The following is an 18,585-nucleotide window of genomic DNA, read 5'->3' on the forward strand; positions in this document are numbered from 1 at the left end:
AAGTCGCCTCCACCACTCGACATCTGAACCAGATGGTCGAACAGGTCCACAACAGCTCCATCATGTCGCTGAGCAGTTGCGACGAACAGAATCAGCGCAGCAACAGTATCGCCACGTCGCTCAATGAGCTGGGCGCTACCGCCCAGGAAATCGCAAGGAACGCCTCCTCCGCCTCGGTACAGGCGTCGACGGCAAAATCCCAGGCGATGGAAGGCCAGGTCGTCTTGTCCAAGACACTTGCCGCGATCAACGAGCTGTCCGAGAAAATACACACTTCTTCGGGCCGACTCGAAATCCTGAACGGCAGGACCGTCGACATCGGCAGGATCCTCGAAGTCATCAAAAGTATTTCCCAGCAAACCAATCTTCTGGCCTTGAACGCGGCCATCGAAGCCGCCCGCGCGGGAGAAGCCGGCCGCGGCTTCGCCGTGGTCGCCGACGAGGTCCGAAGCCTTGCCCACAGAACACAGTCTTCGGCAGAGGAAATCCAGCAAATGATTGAAGAACTTCAATCAGACTCCCGTTCATCCGTAACCACCATGGATGAAAGCCAGCAGTACAGCGCACAGAGTATTGCGATCGCCACGCAAGCCGGTGAACGTTTTGATGCGGTAACCCAGGGAATCACGCTGATCGATGGCGTGAACCAATCAGTGGCGGCCGCGACCGAGGAGCAGACGTCGGTGATCGAGTTGCTCAACGTCGACATTGTTGAAATCAATACGCTCAACGGGCAGTCCGTCGACAGCCTGAATGCCACGCTGGCGGCCTGCGAAAAATTGCAGTTGCAGTTCTCCGGCCTGTCTCAGCTCGTGGGTTCTTTTCGCGTTTAATCACGATGTGACGTGCCCTGACAACCTGTCGCAACGTCGGCCCGATGCCGTGGTCCTCACAGAACCTTCACACAAGCACATCCGAGAGGCTGTCGTATACAGGGGGGCTACCGTAGAATGCGCCCCCTTGAACAACCTCAAAGGAATGAAACCCATGCCAGGCGAAAAAACCAAAAAGGCGTTTGTGTATTCGGCGTGGGGGTTGCTGTTTTTGAGCCTGGTGGCGGTTTTAGTCATACAGGCCTTCCAGGAAACACCCCAGCCCAGCAAACCCACGTTCCTCAGCGACCTCATCATCGTGACCGCGCGAACGACGCCAGGGAATCGAATAATCGACGAAGATATAACCTTCGTTCGTGCGGAAGCGGCGAACAGCCACGCGCTGAAGTTCTATTACACGTTGACCCGTTACGCCACCCATCCCGACGCCGTTGACTTGGGCTTGATGAAAGCAAACATCACCCAGGCTGCTTGCGCCACGCAAATGCGAAGCGAGCAATCGATACTGTCCCTGGGTGGTACCCTCATTTACATTTTCGGCAGTAAAGACGTAAAAGAGGTTGGACGGTTCGAAATCAACAAGCAGAGTTGTGAGGGCTAACGCGCTCTCCCTTCAGCCGACCAATTCATCTTGCGTGAAAGGCGAAGCACTGCGACGGGCCGGGCGGTATTACCTCCAAGGCGCGGCGTGGCAGTCAACAATCCTTGCCGCGGCTTGATGGAATCGCTACCCATGAGTCGTTCAGTAAGGTGAGGCACCGCTCGCGGGGGATGCCGACAAGGCGCCAAGACCAAAGTCGTTTGCCAACCCGCGGGTCGCCCGTGCCAGCAGGGTCAGATCCAGCCCCACTGCGACAAAGCTGGCGCCCAGTTCGAGATAGTGCCGAGCGAGTCTGGCGTCGCCTGTCAGCGTGCCGGCGGCTTTGCCACTGGCAACGATGGTGCGTATGGCGTTCTCTATCGCTTGCTGCACTTCGGGGTGCTCAGGATGCCCACGATGCCCCATTGATGCAGCTAGATCAGCCGGCCCGATGAAAACCCCATGCACGCCGTCGACGGCGCAGATGGCTTCAAGGTTCTGGAGTGCAACCCTGGATTCAGCCTGCACCAACAAGCACACATCGTCATTGGCGGTCTCCAGGTAGTCCGTGTGGCCTCCCCAACGCGAAGCACGCGCTGCTGCCGCACCGACGCCTCTTGTCCCCTGCGGCGGGTATTGGGTTGCAGCCGCTAGAGCGATGGCTTGCTCGGCAGTATCGACCATGGGCACCAGCAGCGTTTGAACGCCAATGTCGAGCATCTGTTTGATCATTGCCGGATTGCCATCGACCGTACGAGCCACGGGATGGGCCGGGTAAGGCGCAACGGCCTGCAACTGCGCAAGTGTGCTGCGCACATCGTTTGGCGCGTGTTCACCGTCGATCAGCAACCACTGGAAGCCTGCCGTGGCGCAAATTTCGGCGCTGTAGGCATTGGCAAGTGAAAGCCAGAGGCCAATGACCTTATCGCCTCGCGAAAGCGCGGTCTTGAACGGATTTGCCATGATTGCCTGTACTCCTCTGTTGTCGTTGTCGGAACTAGTTCAGGCCGCCCTGACACAGGTATTTGATGTGCATGTAGTCCTCCAGGCCATAGCGTGAACCCTCCCGGCCATACCCCGACTCTTTGACACCCCCAAACGGCGCGGCCTCTGCGGCGAGCGCACCTTCGTTGATGCCCACGATGCCCGACTCCAGCGCCTCAGCCACGCGCCAGACGCGTTTGACGTCCTGGGTGTAGAAGTAGGCCGCCAACCCGAATGGCGTGTCGTTGGCCAGTTCGATCACTTGCGCTTCGGTCGTGAAGCGGAAAATGGGGGCCACGGGGCCGAATGTCTCTTCGTTGCAGAGTTCCATGTGCGAGGTCGCATTGATCAACACGGTCGGCGCGTAGTAGTTCGGACCGTCTGCGACAGCGTCGCGGATACGTCGACCGCCGGTGGCGATTTCTGCGCCTTTTGAAACCGCGTCATCCACGTGGCGGGCGATCTTGTCGATGGCGCGCGCGTTGATCATCGGACCAATCTGAGAATCGCCGTGGGAGGCTGGTCCAACCTTCAGCGCGCTGACTCTTGCCACCAGCTTTTGCACGAATTGATCGTGCACCGCGCTGTGCACATAGATCCGATTGGGACACACGCAGGTCTGACCGCCATTACGAAACTTGGAGACCATGAGGCCGTCCACGGCAGCGTCGAGGTCCGCATCGTCAAACACAATGAAGGGGGCATTACCGCCCAGTTCGAGCGAACACTTTTTCAAGGTGTCGGCTGACATTCGGGCCAGGTGTTTGCCCACTGGCGTCGACCCGGTAAAGGTGATCTTGCGCACCCGTGAATCAGCCAGCCAAGCGTTGACCACTTCGGGTGTACGCTCGCGCGAAGCGGTGACGATGTTCAGTGTGCCTGCCGGAAAGCCTGCTTCCTCTGCCAGGCGCACAAGCGCAAGGGATGTCAATGGTGTGTCTTCGGCGGGCTTGCAGACGACGGTGCAACCGGCCGCCAGTGCCGGCGCGATCTTGCGGGCAATCATCGCCGCCGGAAAATTCCAAGGTGTGATCGCTGCGACCACGCCAACGGGTTCCTTGATTGCCGTCATGCGGCGACCCGAAACCGGCGCCGGGATCACGTCGCCATACGAGCGCGTCGCTTCCTCGGCAAACCACTCGACATAGCTGGCGGCGTAAACCACTTCGCCCCGCCCCTCTGCCAGCGGTTTGCCCTGCTCCAGCGAGATGAGTCGGCCCAGGTCTTCCTGGTGCTCCAGAATCAGATCGTTCCAGCGTTTGATCAATTGCGCGCGCTGCTTGGCAGGGGTACTTCGCCAAGTGGCAAACGCCGAATGAGCCGCATCGACGGCTTCACGGGCGTCAATCGCGTTGCTATCGGGCACGTGGGCGATATAGCTGTCGTCGGCCGGGTTGGTGACCGCCAGCAGCGCCTCCGGATCTCGGGTGCGCCAATGGCCGCCAATGAAATTCTGCGTTCGAATCAGGTCAGTGCGGGTCAGTTTCAAGCTCATGTCGAGGTTCCTTAAAATGAGTGCAAACGGGTGGGATCAGCTGACGATGCCCAGGTGCCAGGGCACGAACTCGTGATCCCCAAGCCCCAACAATTCGCTCTTGGTCGAGGCGCCTGAAGCCGCCTTCAGAATGTGCTCAAAGATGCGTTCCCCCATCTGCTCAACCGACAACTCGCCGTCAAGAATGAGGCCGCAATTAATGTCCATGTCCTCTTCCAGGCGGGTGAACATCGGGGTATTGCTGGCGAGTTTGATCGTTGGCGCCGGCTTGCTCCCGAACATCGAGCCCCTGCCCGTGGTGAAGCAAATGAGGTTTGCACCACTGGCGATTTGACCGGTCGCCGCGACAGGGTCGTAGCCCGGTGAATCCATGAACACGAACCCGGCCGTGTCAATCGGCTCGGCGTACTCGTACACCGCCTGCAATGGTGTCGTGCCGCCTTTCATGGCGGACCCCAGCGATTTTTCGAAGATATTGGCTAGACCGCCGGCCTGATTACCGGGGCCTACAACGCCATTGAACTGCCCGTTCTGACCTCGCGTGTATTCTTCCCACCAGGCCAGGCGATCCAGTAGCTTCTGGCCCACCTCGGCACTGATCGCACGTCGCGTCAGCATGAACTCCACACCGTGGATCTCGGGTGTCTCAGACAGAATGGCGGTGCCGCCATGACGCACGAGAATATCCATCGCCGCCCCCAATGCCGGGTTGGCGGTGATGCCTGAAAAGCCATCGGAACCGCCGCATTCCAGTCCGATCTTCAGGTGCGCCGCACTGACCGGCACACGCTTGACCGCGTTGGCTTCAGGCAGCATCGCTTCGATCGCCGCAATACCTTGAGCGATGGTTGCACGCGTGCCGCCGGTATCCTGCATCACGAATGTGCGCAGATTGCGATCGGGCACCAGGTGCTGAGAATCGACGAGGCTGGCCACCTGGTTTCGCTCGCAACCCAGTCCGACGATCAGTACAGCCGCCAAATTGGGATGGCGCGCGTACCCAGCGATGGTGCGCTGCAGCACATCGAAATGATGACTGGGGGACGACATGCCGCACCCGCTTGTCTGAGCGAATGCGACGACGCCATCGACATTCGGGTAGGCGGCGAGTCGCTCGGGCGTGAAGTGTTCGGCGATCTTCTTGATCACACTCGACGAGCAATTCACCGACGACAGCAGCCCGATGAAGTTGCGCGTGGCAACACGGCCGTCTGCTCGCACGATACCCATGAAGGTCGCGCGTTTATCGGGCGCGACGTAGTCCACCGGGCGCACATCCTCACAGAAGCCTGGGTCGCGATTAAAATCGATGAGTGCGATGTTGTGGGAATGAACGTGCTCGCCCTTGAGAATATTGCGCGAAGCGACACCGATGATCGTGTCGTACTTACGCACCGGTTCACCGGACAGGATGTCCTGCGCGGCGATCTTGTGCCCGGCCGGCACTTGTGCCCGGATGCGTACGCCCAGTTCAGGCAGTTCGTCCCCAAGGCCGATCAATTGACGAGCGACGAGCACGTTGTCATTGGCATGCAGACGTATCAGTCGGTGAGTGGCATGGGGCGTGGTAGTCGTCATAAAACAGTCCTGGCATCCAGATTACGGCGTCGGAGAAGTTGCAACACAGGTGTCATCCCAGCCTCGGCGCTTCGGGTTTCAGCGGCTATAGGGTTCATTCAACACCCGCGAGGAGGTAGGTGCGTGCTGAGGCTCGGTCGGCATGGACGCAACGATGGGCTCGACCTTCTTCAGCAGCAGGGCGTAGTTCAAGATGCCCAGCATTCCGAGCACCGCCGAGAAGACCAAAGCCATTTTGAACGACCCGGTCGAGGCAACGATGAACCCGGTAATCACCGGCCCCAGTACGCCGCCGAAGTTCGCCACCATGTTCTGCAATCCGGCGACGGTGGACGTCATGTTCTTCGGCGCGACGTCACCCGGCAGCGCCCAGACTTGCGAAGCCGCCACGGTGGTTCCGGCCTTTGCGATGCACAGCAGGAGGACAGTGAGCCCGACCGAGGAGGTCAACGGAGCCAGACCGATACACAGCGCCATTGAAAGACCCACGATGAGAAACAGTTTGCGTGTCGCGGTCAGCGACAGGCGTCCACTGTGGACCACCCTGTCGGAAAGCCATCCGGCAGCGATCTCGGCGAACAGGCCGCAAATCAGCGGAAGCGAAGCGACCATGCCCATCTTGAGCAAGCCCATCCCCTGCTCTTTTACAAGGTACGTAGGCAGCCAGGTGATGAAGAAGTACGAGATGTAGTTGATGGTGAAGAAGCCCAGGCACATCGCCCAGATATTGCGGTGCTTGAGCAGTTCGTACCATTTCATCGCAATCGTGGTATCGACACCGTGCTGCTGGGTCTGACCGCCCCGGATGTATTCCACCTCGGCGGCGTTGGCGCTTCTGTGTTTCTCTGGCGTGTCCGAGAAATACCACCACCAGATCAGGCTCCAGACCAGGCCGGTCAGGCCCACGATCACAAACGTCATGCGCCAGTCGAACGTCATCATCAAGGTCACGATGAGCGGCATCGCCACGGCACCGCCGAATTTGGAGGCACTGTCAAAAAGCCCGGAAATAGTTGCCCGTTCCTTGTCCGGGAACCATTTGGACGCGATCCCGGCATTGGCCGGATAAGCGCCGGCTTCCCCCACGCCGAGTGCCACTCGCAGGCCAACCAAGGATGCAAAGCCTGTCGCAAGTCCTGTCGCCGCCGTCGCGAGCGACCATGAGCCTACGGCTATCCCGAGCCCCATTTTCTGCCCGAATTTGTCTGCCACCCAGCCAGCAGGGATTTGCAGCAGCGCGTAGGACCAGAAAAACGCGGACAAGACGATCCCCATCATCTCGGGGGTCAGGCTGAACTCCTTGATGAGCTCGGGTGCTGCGACGGAGAGAACGGTGCGATCGATATAGTTGATGGCGATGGCAAACCACATCAGACCTGCCACAACCCAACGAGCGTTGGATTTCCTGCCTTGATTCACCACGGCGTCATTTAACGGTTTTGTGGTCATTGGAGTGCGCATTGCTTATCTCCGATCATTGTTTTTGTTCTTCGATACTGCCTCGCCGCTACATTGCTGAATAATGAATAAGCGGACATACTTCATAACCGTTTTGACATCTAAGCGTCTTCTGCCGGGGATAAAGCTGGTGAGCGACATCGATAGAGTTTTGCGCTCCAACCTCAAACTCAAGCATCTGCAGCTCGTGGTTGCGCTGGATGAATTCCGTCACCTAGGGCGGTCAGCGGAATTTTTGTCGCTGACCCAGCCGGCAGTCAGCAAGTCGCTGGCGGAAATCGAAAAGATGTTCGGGCTTGAGTTATTCATCCGCTCAACGCGAGGTACCCGGCCTACTGCCTATGGCGAGCAAGTTGTCCGATTTGCGCGTTCGGTGCTGGTAGATTTTGACCGCACCTGTGACGACATCGCGTCAGTCGCCAGTGGCGGAGCCGGCCGCATCCGTGTCGGCGCAATGGTCGTCGCCACGCCTGGATTGCTGGTAGGCGCCGTCAGCCGCCTCAAGCTCAGCTCGCCACACACGACGGTGTCGATCGAGGAAGGTGATCTCACGCGCCTGTTGCCGAGGCTGCGTACAGGCGAGCTCGATTTCATCGTGGGTCGGCTGGAGCCGGGCTACAGCTCTCCAGACCTTGAAACGCAGGCGTTATACAACGACTCGATGCGAGTCGTCGTCGCCGCCGATCATCCACTTGCGACAGTCGCCCGACCCACTTGGCACCATCTGGCGACGCTGCCCTGGGTCGTTCCCCCGGCGTGGGCATCCTCGCGGGTCAAGTTGAACCAGATGTTCTACAAACACACACTGCAACCACCCGCTGACATCATCGAAACCTCGTCCTTTTTGGTGATGATGACGTTCATGAGGAAAAGAAGCTGCGTCTGTTTCGTCGCCACTAAAGTCGCGCAGTACCTCGAATCCGTAGGCCTGGGCCACAGCTTGCCGCTGGAGGTGCCGATCGAATTACCGTCGGTGGGCATCATTTTGCTACGTAACGGGCTGCGAACCCCCGTTGCAAGCACCCTCATCGATGCTCTGCGCGAACAGGCGATGGACATCAGAGGCGAGACCGCGCCTGAGTGAATGCACAGGCGACGGTTGCAGTGAGGAGACGGGAATCTGGATTGCCCACTGTTCTCGGCTTCAGACCGCAGCAGCGATGGCCTTGCCCAGCGATTCAGTGTTGCCGGTGCCACCGATGTCAGCGGTCAAGGGTGCATTCTCCGGGCCCATCGCAAGCACGGTTTCGATCGCGGTCAGCACTGCGGCGCCGGCTTCGGGATGGCCCAGGTGCTCGAGCATCATCGCACCGCACCAGATCTGCCCGATCGGGTTGGCGATGCCTTTTCCGGCGATGTCGGGCGCCGAACCGTGCACCGGTTCGAACAGGCTCGGGAAGTTGCGCTCCGGGTTGATGTTGGCCGAGGGGGCGATGCCGATCGTGCCGGTGCACGCAGGGCCCAGGTCGGAAAGAATGTCGCCGAACAGGTTGCTTGCCACCACCACGTCAAACCAGTCCGGGTGCAGGACGAAGTTCGCAGTGAGAATATCGATGTGGTACTTGTCGACATTGACGTCGGGATACTTGTTGCCCATTTCCACGACGCGCTCATCCCAGTACGGCATGGTGATCGCGATGCCGTTGGATTTGGTGGCCGAGGTCAGGTGCTTCTTCGGACGGCTTTGCGCCAGGTCGTAGGCGAACTTGAGGATACGGTCGACGCCCACACGAGTCATCACGGTTTCCTGCAGCACGATCTCGCGATCGGTGCCGGGGAACATCTTGCCACCGACACTGGAGTACTCGCCTTCGGTGTTCTCGCGTACCACCCAGAAATCAATGTCGCCGGGCTTGCGGTTCGCCAGTGGGGCCTTCACGCCGGGCATGAGGCGGCAGGGGCGCAGGTTGACGTACTGGTCGAATTCCCGACGGAACTGCAGCAGCGAATCCCACAGAGAAATGTGGTCGGGCACCACGTCCGGCCAGCCCACGGCACCGAAGTAGATCGCGTCGTACCCCTTGAGGGTGTCGAACCAGTCGTCCGGCATCATCTTGCCGTGAGCCAGGTAGTAATCGGCGCTGGCGAAGTCGAACCAGTCCCACTGCAGCTCCAGATTGAAGCGGGCAGCCACCGCGTCGAGTACACGCACGCCTTCGGGCATCACTTCCTTGCCAATACCGTCGCCGGGGATCACTGCAATTTTGTACTGGGTTCTGCTCATGGATTCGACTCCTGGGTTGATTGGGGCATGGATCTCAGTGTATGCAGTGTCTCTGGATTAATAATTAGTCTTACTGGAAAGCCATTCTTAGTTTTTAGGAAAGAATCCATGAGCATGATCGATGACCTGAGTTTCTTTCAGCAGGTGGCTACGCGCGCCAGCCTTACGGAAGTGGCCCGCCATCTGGGGCTTTCGCTGCCTGCCGTGAGCAAACGCCTCAGCCAACTGGAGGCCAGGCTCGGGGTGCAGTTGTTACAGCGCACCACACGCCGATTGTCGCTGACCCCCGAAGGGGTGCTGTACCTGGAGGGAAGTCGCCCGATTCTGCGCCAGCTCGAAGAACTGGAGAGCGCGCTCAGCAGCCGTCAGCCGACCTTGCAAGGCCGGTTGCGGATCAATGGCACGCTGGGTTTCGGGCGGCAGCACCTCGCACCGGTGGTATCGAGCTTCGCCCGGCTGCACCCGGAACTTGAGATTTCGCTCGAGCTGACCAGCCAGCCACTGAGCACGCTGGACGATCAATTCGATATCGGCGTGTGCATGGGCGAGCCGCCGGACTCACGCTTGATCGGCATTCGTCTGCTGGAGAATCCACGCATTCTCTGCGCCTCTGCGGGCTACCTTGAAGCCATGCCTGCACTGACGCGGGTGGCGGATCTGGCGCAGCATAACTGCATTGTTCTACGGCAGTTCGGCAGCGACTATGCGATCTGGCGCTTCAGCAAGGATGGCCAGGATTACTCGCACAAGGTCAGCGGGACGCTGTCGAGTAATGACGGCGAGGTCGCGTTGAGTCTGGCGCTGGACGGGCATGGATTGATTCTGCGGTCGCGCTGGAATGTTCAGCAGCATCTTGAAAGTGGTCGCCTGCAGGCGGTGCTGACCGATCACCAGGCACCGAAGGCTGACATTTTTGCGGTGTATCAGCACCGGCGGCATATCCCCCGGCGCATCTCGGTCTTCGCCCGTTACCTTGCACAGGCGCTGGCGGAGCGTTTGCCGTTCGCGGCGCTCAAGTGAGCGATGACAGGGGCGGCGTGTCGCAAAGGAAAAAAGGGACGGGACATCCAGGAAAACTCGAGGGAATGGGGCCAATTTACCTGGCAACGCAGAGTTTCTCGATGGTCCGCTTCTGGGTCGAAGCTACCTGATCAGACGTTGACCAGCTCCATGATGTGGGTGGCATTACCATCTTCTATTCAGAGAACAGCACGATCCACGCAAGCTTAGGATTGCCATGAGCCTGGATGCATATCCGTTTCCGGGTCCAAAGTGTGTAAAAACAGCTTCCAGGACCGACGGAGTATGTTTCAGGCTAGGAGTTGAAAACAGCTCGATGGCCAGGCAGGCCCGCGAAGCGATGGCGTCAGAAACGTTGTCGGTAGTGGCTGACCGAGGTTACTTCAAAAGCGAAAAAATCCTGGCTTGTCACAATGCAGGCATCACTGCTTATGTGCTCAAGCCGATGACCTAAGGAGCCAAGGCTGACGGGCGCTTCAATAACGATGCCCTCATCTATGACACGGTGAAAAACGAATACATTTGCCCGGCTGGAGACGCGCTGATCTGGCGCTATGTGTCCTCAAAAAAGGCGCACGGTGAAATTCCCTCATCGAAAAAATCGTCAAGCAGATTTACTGCTTGACGATATATTTTTAAAGCCATCATTCGTTTTCTATTTTTTCTCACATCTTCACTTTGCCACGCTGATCTGACCTGAAAAATCTGGTCCGACTTGAAAGCTCGTCTGCTAGTGAAAAAAGAGAGTCAGAATACGCTTGGCACTAGATTTTCGCCGCCGGAGACCTCAAGTACGGTGCCGGATACATATGGATTTGTCATCAGGAACAGCGCTGCGTGTCCGATATCGTCAGTGGTGCCCGCGTAGCGCGCCGGGAAGGTGGTACGCACGCGTTCTTTCAAAGCAGCACGGTCTGCATCTGATAACACGTTCCACAGTCCGGTATCGATATAACCAGGACGAATCGTGTTGACACGGATAGGCGCCATTTCCAGTGCGAGCGAACCCGACAGGGATTCGACTGCGGCAAACGCCGCAACCACAGCCGTCAGGCCCAACTTGGGTCGCGCTGCCGTGCCACCGGTTAGGAAAGTAATCGAACTGCCTGCTTTCAGATGCGGCGCGGCGTACCGCGCGCACGCCCAACTGCCCATGAACTTAGCATCCATATAGCTGCGCACACCGTTCATATCGTCGGACATGAATGTTCCCCAAGTGCCGAAGCCAGGGCCCGAAGTGACGACCAGATGATCAAGAGCGCCGATGCTGTCAAAGGCCTTTCGCACTGCTGCTTCATCGGTGATATCAAGCGAGATCTGTTCGAAATCGGCCAGTTCCGACTGCTCGCAAATCGGCGAAACTCGCCGGCTGGCGACGATCACCGATGCCCCAGCAGCATACGCAGCGCGCGCAATCCCCAGGCCAATGCCGGTTTTGCCGCCGACCACCAGCACTTTTTTCCCCGCCAGGTTCAATGTCGACGAGGTCGCTTGTTCACGTTCGTTGATTTTTTCACTCATGATTTTATGCACTCAGTCAGTGATATCAAAGAAGGGAAAGGAAGTTAGGCTGGCCGTTAGAGGCGCTCAGACCACCGTCAACCGGTACGATTGCTCCGTTCACAAACCGCGCATCATCGCTAGCCAGGAAGGCAATCACACCCGCAATATCGTCAGGGGTAGCGGCACGACCGATCGGCATGCGGTCACGCAAGGCCGTCATCATCGCTGGATTTTTACTCAACTCAACAGTCGCATCGGTGAGCGTAAAACTAGGTGCCACAGCATTGACGCGCACTCCACGCCCGCCAAACTCCAGTGCCAACGCACGCGTGTAATTGGTGACCGCGCCCTTGGCGGCATTATATGAGCTGAGTCCCCAATCGCCGCCGATGCCCGAGGCGGAAGACAGGTTGATCATTGCGCCACTGCTGTTGGTCAGATGCGGTAAGGCCGCACGTGCGCCGTAAAAAACGCTGTCAAGATTTGCACTCATCACGATGCGCCAGTCGTCAGTAGTGGTCTGCTCGAATGGTCCGAAGACGCCCATACCTACATTGTTGACCAGTACGTCCAGGCGACCGAACCGAGCGACCGTATCCGCGACTAACCGCGCTACGTAAGCCTCATCGGATACATCGCCCACGTGAATGAGGGCTTGGACCGGATCGATGTCTTCCAAGGTCTCGTGTAACTTTTGCTCACGTCGGCCATTCAACGCCACTAGTGCGCCCTCACGGAGGAAACGGCGAGCGGTACCGGCACCAATCCCGGTACCTGCACCGGTGACAATCACTACCTTGCCTTCAAATCGTCTCATCATGTTCTCCATCAAAGTCGGCGTACGATTTGCCCGCCGAATGAGGAACATCGTAATTAAGTTGAGTGCACGCGATAATTGGCTAAATATTGATTGCCCCTATTCTTATTTGGAATAAATTAATGTGCATCAGAGGATGCTTATGGACCGCTTTCAAGAATTGAGCGCTTTTATCGCTGTGGTTGAAGCTGGCGGTTTTTCGGCCGCCGCACGCCAGACCGGAAGCTCTCAGTCGGCGATCAGCAAATCTGTTGGTGCGCTTGAAAAACGCCTGGGAGTAATGCTTTTCAAACGCAGCACCCGCAGTGTCACACTGACAGATGACGGCCGCAGCTACTACCTGCGCACCAAGCCGCTACTGGAAGAAATTGACGTTGCTGACACTGAGCTGAGTAACAGAACTTTGCAAGTTGCAGGTCAAATCCGAATTGCTGTGGCCGCGACCTTCGGCCGACTGCACATCCTGCCCCTACTGCCTGGGCTGCTGGCTTTGCATCCGGGTTTGGAGGTCGATCTTGTGCTATCGGACTCAGTGCGCGATATGGTGGATGACCGTATCGATTTGGCTGTGCGCGTGGGCGCTGTCAATGAGCTTGACTCCGTAGCGTGGCCTGTAGCGACGTCGAAGCTAATCTGTGTCGGGGCGCGGCGTTACTTCGAAAAGCACGGTACACCAGCCTCTCCAGCTGATCTGATCCATCATAACTGCCTAGTTTATAACGGAGGCAGCAACGGACCAGACTGGTCCTTTGTAGGCCCTCAAGGTAAATATAGCGTGAGGGTTTCTGGCAATATCAGCTCTAACAGTGTGGAAGTCATACGGGCCGGTGTACTTGCCGGAGTTGGCATAGGCCTGTTCACTCAATTATCGCTTGCACATGAGCTAAGTCATCCGGATGTTGTGACCGTGCTCGATGAATTCTTAACAGAGATAGTGGACATCAGCCTGATCTGGCCAAACCGCCGCCTGGTCTCATCCCGTGTGCGGCGAGTGACCGACTATTTTGCTGCTGCCCTGGGCCAGAACGCTGACTGATCGAAGGAGCCGGCGCAGATTGAATTGCCCCGGATTTCTTAGATATTGAGCGACAGCTTCTGGCCCAGTGTAAAAATGCTTCGTCAAAATCGAAGTGCGCGCGTCTACGTTAAATCTGACATTTATCGGTACGCCAGCAGATGTGGATTTCGCGCAGATGCACGATTTCCAGTCCGGTTTCGAATACCCGTTGTGCTCGAACGCGTTTTTACACAGCCTCGGCCGATTGCTGCCCGTCACGAACGGCAGAAATCGGCCGATTCTGTTGAAAAAGTCGGCTTCGAATTCCACGCCAGAAAAGTACGCGCCTGAGATTGAAATCTGAATTTTTGGCAGAAGGTTCAGTACTCGGATTTCACGTAGCAGCGCGCAACAGAGGTGTTTTCATCCATCAATATTCGAGTGTTTTGGGAAAACCGACTTTTTCAACACAATCGGCCAATAGCTGCCGGAGTCAGCCGTTGCTTAGCTGCATGATGTGAGTCGCATGGGCGTCTTCAGTTCGAAAGCAGCCAGCCCGTGATTGAGGAATCAAGCTAGGCTTAAGCAAGCCTCGCTATGAAGGATGAAAATCCTCGAAATAGGAGTTTCCACCGGCGAAACGTTAAAGGAAAGAAAATAGCCAGCGCTCCTATCACCATCAGAACTTCAGGAATAACCGATGCAACATCTGATCCTTCATTTCACTCATTCCATCTAGGACATTGTCCCGTGGTGCAACGTTATTGAAGAACTCAAGCCACAGCTTGCTCGGAGTGGCGTAGGTCAATTCGATAGCGATGACATGGCAATCGATGGCGGCGACTGTGAGGCTATATTTCGAGGCTTGGATGCAAAACAGCTATTGGCCGTCATCCTTCCGCATATCCAAAACCTGGATTTTCTACAAAAGCCAACAACTAAAGTGGAGCTTATCTTCGGAGAGCTTGGCAGTTCTTCTGAGCGGCAAATTTTCAGCTTAGCTGACACTAAGTGGGTACCGTCTGCTTAGGGTCCAGGCTGTGTGAAAACGGGTTCGGTGGGACGCGTCGCCGGTTTGTCAAAAAATGCGGTGGCTTGTAGGCGCTCCCGCTTTTGTGCAAGGATTCGCTATGACTCAATTTATTCCAAGCAATCGCCATCATCATCACGGACCTCGCTCAGGGTGCCGCGGTTGCGTACGCTCATCGATTAATCAGAGTTCGAAACATCGATTCTGACCACTCAGTGAACCAAACCAAGGCGCCAATGGCGCCTTTTTTATTGCCTGTAATTTGGAGATTATGAAAATGACTATGCTTCGTGGAACTCGAATAGTGACTGGGAAAGAAGCTGCAATCATGCGTGAGATAGAAGGCCGTTTTCGGAGCTATCTTCATCAATGCCGGGGCTGAAGAGGCCATAGTTCCTGCGCTATGGGGCCAGGACACTTTTATTGAGAAAACCGGCGGGAGTGAAATCATCGGACAAATGTGGGCCTTCAATGACAAGGCCGGACGTCCTTGTTGCCTCATCCCAGAAGCAACCGCGCTCTTTCAGGAGCGCAACGGTGTGCTTCTCGGGTCACGAGAAGAAGCGATGTTTTTCTATGTGGCGCGATGTTACCGGTATGAACGACCCCAAGCCGGTCGTTATCGCGAATTCACTCAACTGGGACTCGAAATTCTTAGTCCCACACCAGCACAGGCTTTGGCGCGTAGCCAAACAATTTGCACTGGCTTTCTTGATTCGCTGGGACTGGAATATGAACTCAGTCTCGCAGTGAAGCGTGGACTAAGTTATTACCTTGAGGGGAATGGCTTCGAGGTGCGTTGTCCCGTATTGGGCGCACAACAACAAGTTGTCGGCGGCGGTGCCTATCGAGAAGGAGCTGGGTTCGGCATCGGACTTGAACGGTTGGTGCTGGCCTCAGGAATGACTCGGAGTCTTTGATCTTTAAGGCGCCTCCACCAGGAGGCGCTTTCAAACCAGACAGGGTGAAATGGTCTTGGCTTGTCTAAACTTCTTTCGTCGAGATCGTAGCGGGGGCGATCATGAAGCGATTTATTGAAGGTGAGGCTCGGACGCAAGTCACCTTGCTGCCGGAGTGTCTGGACGATTACGTAGCCGAAGAAAATTCAGTCCGAGTGGTCGACGTTTTCGTCGATGAACTCGACCTGGGCGCACTTGGTTTTGGGGGCGTCGATCCTGCCGCAACGGGTCGTCCGGCCTACCACCCAGCGGTGTTGCTGAAGATCTATATCTACGGCTATCTCAATCGGATTCAGTCCAGCCGCCGACTTGAGCGTGAGGCCGAGCGCAACGTCGAGTTGATGTGGCTAACGGGGCGTTTGGCTCCGGACTTCAAAACCATTGCCGACTTTCGCAAAGACAACGGCAAAGCCATTCGCAGCGTATGCCGCCAGTTCGTAGTTCTTTGCCGCAACCTCAATCTCTTCTCTCAGTCGATCATCGCTATCGACGGCAGCAAATTCAAAGCCGTCAATAATCGCGACCGCAACTTCACTCAGGGCAAGGTGAAGGCACGCATGCAGCAGATTGAGCAGAGCATTGATCGCTATCTGGCGGCGATGGATTCGGCGGATCGGGCCACGCCCGAAGTGGCCGAGGCCAAAGCAGAGCGGCTTAAGGAAAAGATAGAAACACTGAAAAAGCAGATGCAGAAACTCAAGGAAATCGAGGCGCAGCTCCACGAAAGTCCAGACCAGCAGATCTCCCTCACAGACCCAGATGCACGCTCAATGGCCACGAGCGGCCGAGGCACCGGAACCGTTGGCTACAACGTACAAACAGCTGTCGACGACAAACACCATCTGATCATTGCCCATGAGGTGACCAACGTGGGTAATGATCGTGGGCAACTGAGCAATATGGCGAACCAGGCGCGTGAAGAAATCGAGGCTGAATCGCTAACGGTGGTGGCCGACCGAGGCTATTACAAAGGTCTGGAAATCCTTGCTTGCGAGCAAGCCGGCATCACTACCTACGTACCGAAACCCCTCACATCTGGCAGCAAAGCCGAAGGCAGATTCGGCAAGCAGGATTTCATTTATCTTATTACGTCGGACGAGTATCGATGCCCTGCGGGGCAGTTACTAACCAGGCGGCATTCGTCGATGGAAGACGGCATGTTATTGCATTGTTACTACTTCTCGGGCTGCCAGTCCTGCTCAATGCAAAAGCAATGTACGACGGGTAAGGAGCGCCGGGTGAAGCGCTGGGAACATGAGGCTGTAGTCGACGCGATGCAGCTTCGGCTAGAACATGATCCAGCGATGATGAGGGTTCGTCGACAGACCGTTGAGCATCCTTTTGGAACGCTCAAATATTGGATGGGAGCCACCCACTTCCTGACCAAAACACTTCCGCGGGTAAGTACCGAAATGAGCCTTCACGTGCTCGCATACAACCTCAAACGAATGATGAGCATCTTCGGCGTCGCAGGACTGCTTGAGGCGATCAGGGCGTGAATCCAGCCGCTTGCTCGCCCGTGAGTAGCCGTTTGGGCCGCTGACGCGCCCCAAACGGCATTACGAACGTCTATGTAGCTGACTAAGGTAATTCGCACTTCCGCCCACTGATTCCACAGGCAACCCTCGCGACTCACTGTTTTCGACGCGTTTAGCGCGTTTTCACACAGCCTGGGTCGATTGCTGCCCGCTACGACAGGCGGAAATCGGCCACTTGCTGCCTCTCGCCACCGTCCATTCTGGCCGGCAGTGTATCCTGCTCCTCAAGCCGTGCTTATGTGCACTCAGCAATCCGGACAGTCAAAGTTTCAAGGTAGAAAAAATGCTCTCACATCGGACGGTAGCCTTCCTTGAGGAGTCGGCGGACTCATCTCACCTCGTTTATCCTGAAGGAGGTTTGTTGTTCAGCTACCAATATGCCTACAAGCGAGCGCATTGCTGCCTGAAGGGGGACATGCGGAATGCTTTGTATAACGTTGGTCTGAATAAGTATTCCGAAATAACTGAACAGGCAGCGAACGACTTGGCTAGTTTTTTTCAGCGTGCTCTTGGAGGTTACACTAAGGACGCACCGACAGACTGCACTGTCCTAGCCGCCTGTAATTTGATCGATTATTTGAAGGAAGACCTACAGCACGACTTGGTTGAGCTTGTTGTGGAGGCCGGTGACTACGACATGACTGCTACATTCGAGATGGCAAGCAGATCACGAAATGACTATTCAAGGCTGGAGTTGTTCTGGTCTGTCGATTGACCGCATTTGGCCGGTTAGCGACCGTTGCTCCGATTAGCCATCCTTGTCCTTCCACACGTGGAGGACTTGTCATGAACATCATCGCTACCTGCAGACGTCAGCCCTGGAACAAAGGAAAACTGGTCGGGCAGAAAACCCCACTCCGACTGAGAGATATCTGGGCCATCCGAGTAAGGCTTCAAATTGCGGAAAGAACCCGAGATCTGGCTCTCTTCGATCTGGCCATCGACAGCAAGCTTCGAGCCTGCGACTTAACCAAGCTCCGCGTTCGCGATGTTGCTCATGGCGAGCACTTATCACCACGAGCCATGGTTATGCAGCAGAAAACGCAGCGGCCTGTGCAGTTTGAGATCACTGAGCAAACACGATCTGCTCTCGGGGCCTGGATACATCGGGCCCAGCTACGCAGCGAGGACTACCTTTTTCCTAGCCGGCTGCATACTTCAGACCATCTATCTACTCGTCAATACGCTCGTATCGTCAAAGGCTGGGTGAAAGCCGTGGACCTTGATCCAGCCATGTATGGCACACACAATGAGACGTACGAAGGCATCACTGATCTATCGCAGGACGAAGAACCTGCGGGCGGTTCAGTTGCTGCTCGGCCATACGAAGCTGGAGAGCACTGTTCGATACCTGGGGATTGAGGTCGATGACGCCCTGGAGATGGCGGAACAGACTGAGGTTTGACCATGCATAGCGACGGTCGAAGTCAGACCGTCGCTAACCGGCCGATAGCCGCCCTTGACTAACGGAAGCAACCTGAACAGGTACGCAGCTTTGTCCCGATCCCTCCCACGCTGCGACCTAAACGATGACCACCAGCCAAAGCACCGGTATTAGCTAGTAAAAAT

General features: G+C 56.6%; 15 protein-coding genes and 2 pseudogenes. 10 read left to right on the plus strand and 7 right to left on the minus strand.

Annotation, left to right across the window (positions count from 1 at the left end; translation table 11 throughout):
- The first annotated feature begins 62 nt into the window (after positions 1-62).
- Both AB4O05_RS23210 and AB4O05_RS23215 read left to right on the plus strand, forming a co-directional pair.
- Entirely contained in the window at positions 63-833 is a 771-nt protein-coding gene (locus tag AB4O05_RS23210) for a methyl-accepting chemotaxis protein (RefSeq protein WP_460164925.1), read from the plus strand.
- A gap of 127 nt (positions 834-960) precedes the next feature.
- A complete protein-coding gene (locus AB4O05_RS23215) occupies positions 961-1,434 on the plus strand; it encodes a hypothetical protein (RefSeq protein ID WP_460135109.1) in 474 nt (157 codons plus the stop codon).
- 141 nt (positions 1,435-1,575) lie between these two features.
- Here the strand turns inward: AB4O05_RS23215 and hpaI are convergent, their stop codons facing one another.
- The 4 genes from hpaI to AB4O05_RS23235 all read right to left on the minus strand — a co-directional run bounded on the left by hpaI (position 1,576) and on the right by AB4O05_RS23235 (position 6,931).
- Positions 1,576-2,376, minus strand: a complete 801-nt coding sequence (hpaI, locus tag AB4O05_RS23220; RefSeq protein ID WP_460135108.1) for a 4-hydroxy-2-oxoheptanedioate aldolase — start codon at positions 2,374-2,376, stop codon at positions 1,576-1,578.
- Between the two features lie 34 nt (positions 2,377-2,410).
- Positions 2,411-3,892 (minus strand): NAD-dependent succinate-semialdehyde dehydrogenase, encoded by a 1,482-nt coding sequence (locus AB4O05_RS23225; protein ID WP_460135107.1) that lies wholly within the window; start codon positions 3,890-3,892, stop codon positions 2,411-2,413.
- Positions 3,893-3,928: 36 nt separating this feature from the next.
- Positions 3,929-5,470: a UxaA family hydrolase gene (locus AB4O05_RS23230; protein ID WP_460135106.1), complete on the minus strand. Its 1,542-nt coding sequence runs from the start codon at positions 5,468-5,470 to the stop codon at positions 3,929-3,931.
- Positions 5,471-5,548: 78 nt separating this feature from the next.
- The gene (locus AB4O05_RS23235) at positions 5,549-6,931 is read right to left on the minus strand and encodes an MFS transporter (RefSeq protein ID WP_460135105.1); all 1,383 of its coding nucleotides are present in this window, start codon (positions 6,929-6,931) and stop codon (positions 5,549-5,551) included.
- A gap of 127 nt (positions 6,932-7,058) precedes the next feature.
- Between AB4O05_RS23235 and AB4O05_RS23240 the strand changes: the two genes are divergently transcribed.
- The gene (locus AB4O05_RS23240; protein WP_460135104.1) at positions 7,059-8,012 is read left to right on the plus strand and encodes a LysR substrate-binding domain-containing protein; all 954 of its coding nucleotides are present in this window, start codon (positions 7,059-7,061) and stop codon (positions 8,010-8,012) included.
- A 60-nt stretch (positions 8,013-8,072) separates the two neighbouring features.
- Here the strand turns inward: AB4O05_RS23240 and AB4O05_RS23245 are convergent, their stop codons facing one another.
- Positions 8,073-9,152 carry a tartrate dehydrogenase gene (locus AB4O05_RS23245; RefSeq protein ID WP_460135103.1) on the minus strand — a complete coding sequence of 360 codons (1,080 nt, stop codon included), beginning with the start codon at positions 9,150-9,152 and terminating at the stop codon, positions 8,073-8,075.
- Between the two features lie 108 nt (positions 9,153-9,260).
- Here AB4O05_RS23245 and AB4O05_RS23250 point away from each other — a divergent pair, with 108 nt between their 5' ends.
- Together AB4O05_RS23250 and AB4O05_RS23255 are read left to right on the plus strand one after the other, a co-directional pair.
- On the plus strand, positions 9,261-10,172 hold the full coding sequence (locus tag AB4O05_RS23250; protein ID WP_460135101.1) for a LysR substrate-binding domain-containing protein: 912 nt from the start codon (positions 9,261-9,263) through the stop codon (positions 10,170-10,172).
- Between the two features lie 310 nt (positions 10,173-10,482).
- A pseudogene (locus AB4O05_RS23255) lies at positions 10,483-10,743 on the plus strand (IS5/IS1182 family transposase); the annotation flags it as partial.
- 176 nt (positions 10,744-10,919) lie between these two features.
- Here AB4O05_RS23255 and AB4O05_RS23260 read toward each other — a convergent pair.
- Together AB4O05_RS23260 and budC are read right to left on the minus strand one after the other, a co-directional pair.
- Entirely contained in the window at positions 10,920-11,693 is a 774-nt protein-coding gene (locus AB4O05_RS23260) for an SDR family oxidoreductase (RefSeq protein WP_460135100.1), read from the minus strand.
- A 25-nt stretch (positions 11,694-11,718) separates the two neighbouring features.
- Positions 11,719-12,492 carry a meso-2,3-butanediol dehydrogenase gene (gene budC / locus AB4O05_RS23265; RefSeq protein WP_460135099.1) on the minus strand — a complete coding sequence of 258 codons (774 nt, stop codon included), beginning with the start codon at positions 12,490-12,492 and terminating at the stop codon, positions 11,719-11,721.
- A 142-nt stretch (positions 12,493-12,634) separates the two neighbouring features.
- On the opposite strand from budC, the gene AB4O05_RS23270 reads away from it, so the two are divergent.
- The 5 genes and pseudogenes from AB4O05_RS23270 (at position 12,635) to AB4O05_RS23290 (ending at position 18,421) form a co-directional block, all read left to right on the plus strand.
- The gene (locus AB4O05_RS23270) at positions 12,635-13,528 is read left to right on the plus strand and encodes a LysR substrate-binding domain-containing protein (protein WP_460135097.1); all 894 of its coding nucleotides are present in this window, start codon (positions 12,635-12,637) and stop codon (positions 13,526-13,528) included.
- A 1,350-nt stretch (positions 13,529-14,878) separates the two neighbouring features.
- Positions 14,879-15,439: an ATP phosphoribosyltransferase regulatory subunit gene (locus AB4O05_RS23275; protein ID WP_460137505.1), complete on the plus strand. Its 561-nt coding sequence runs from the start codon at positions 14,879-14,881 to the stop codon at positions 15,437-15,439.
- 101 nt (positions 15,440-15,540) lie between these two features.
- On the plus strand, positions 15,541-16,977 hold the full coding sequence (locus tag AB4O05_RS23280) for an IS1182 family transposase (protein ID WP_460135096.1): 1,437 nt from the start codon (positions 15,541-15,543) through the stop codon (positions 16,975-16,977).
- Positions 16,978-17,377: 400 nt separating this feature from the next.
- Positions 17,378-17,731 carry a hypothetical protein gene (locus AB4O05_RS23285; protein ID WP_460135095.1) on the plus strand — a complete coding sequence of 118 codons (354 nt, stop codon included), beginning with the start codon at positions 17,378-17,380 and terminating at the stop codon, positions 17,729-17,731.
- Positions 17,732-17,802: 71 nt separating this feature from the next.
- Positions 17,803-18,421, plus strand: a pseudogene (locus AB4O05_RS23290) (tyrosine-type recombinase/integrase).
- Positions 18,422-18,585 lie beyond the last annotated feature (164 nt).

The organism is Pseudomonas sp. S1_G07 (assembly GCF_054668565.1).

Bases quoted from the DNA above. Each gene is read 5' to 3' on its own strand.
- AB4O05_RS23250 (WP_460135101.1), top strand. From the start codon at position 9,261: ATGAGCATGATCGATGACCTGAGTTTCTTTCAGCAGGTGGCTACGCGC.
- hpaI (WP_460135108.1), bottom strand. From the start codon at position 2,376: ATGGCAAATCCGTTCAAGACCGCGCTTTCGCGAGGCGATAAGGTCATT.
- AB4O05_RS23280 (WP_460135096.1), top strand. From the start codon at position 15,541: ATGAAGCGATTTATTGAAGGTGAGGCTCGGACGCAAGTCACCTTGCTG.
- AB4O05_RS23210 (WP_460164925.1), top strand. From the start codon at position 63: ATGTCGCTGAGCAGTTGCGACGAACAGAATCAGCGCAGCAACAGTATC.
- AB4O05_RS23230 (WP_460135106.1), bottom strand. From the start codon at position 5,470: ATGACGACTACCACGCCCCATGCCACTCACCGACTGATACGTCTGCAT.
- AB4O05_RS23245 (WP_460135103.1), bottom strand. From the start codon at position 9,152: ATGAGCAGAACCCAGTACAAAATTGCAGTGATCCCCGGCGACGGTATT.
- AB4O05_RS23270 (WP_460135097.1), top strand. From the start codon at position 12,635: ATGGACCGCTTTCAAGAATTGAGCGCTTTTATCGCTGTGGTTGAAGCT.
- budC (WP_460135099.1), bottom strand. From the start codon at position 12,492: ATGAGACGATTTGAAGGCAAGGTAGTGATTGTCACCGGTGCAGGTACC.
- AB4O05_RS23235 (WP_460135105.1), bottom strand. From the start codon at position 6,931: ATGCGCACTCCAATGACCACAAAACCGTTAAATGACGCCGTGGTGAAT.
- AB4O05_RS23260 (WP_460135100.1), bottom strand. From the start codon at position 11,693: ATGAGTGAAAAAATCAACGAACGTGAACAAGCGACCTCGTCGACATTG.
- AB4O05_RS23225 (WP_460135107.1), bottom strand. From the start codon at position 3,892: ATGAGCTTGAAACTGACCCGCACTGACCTGATTCGAACGCAGAATTTC.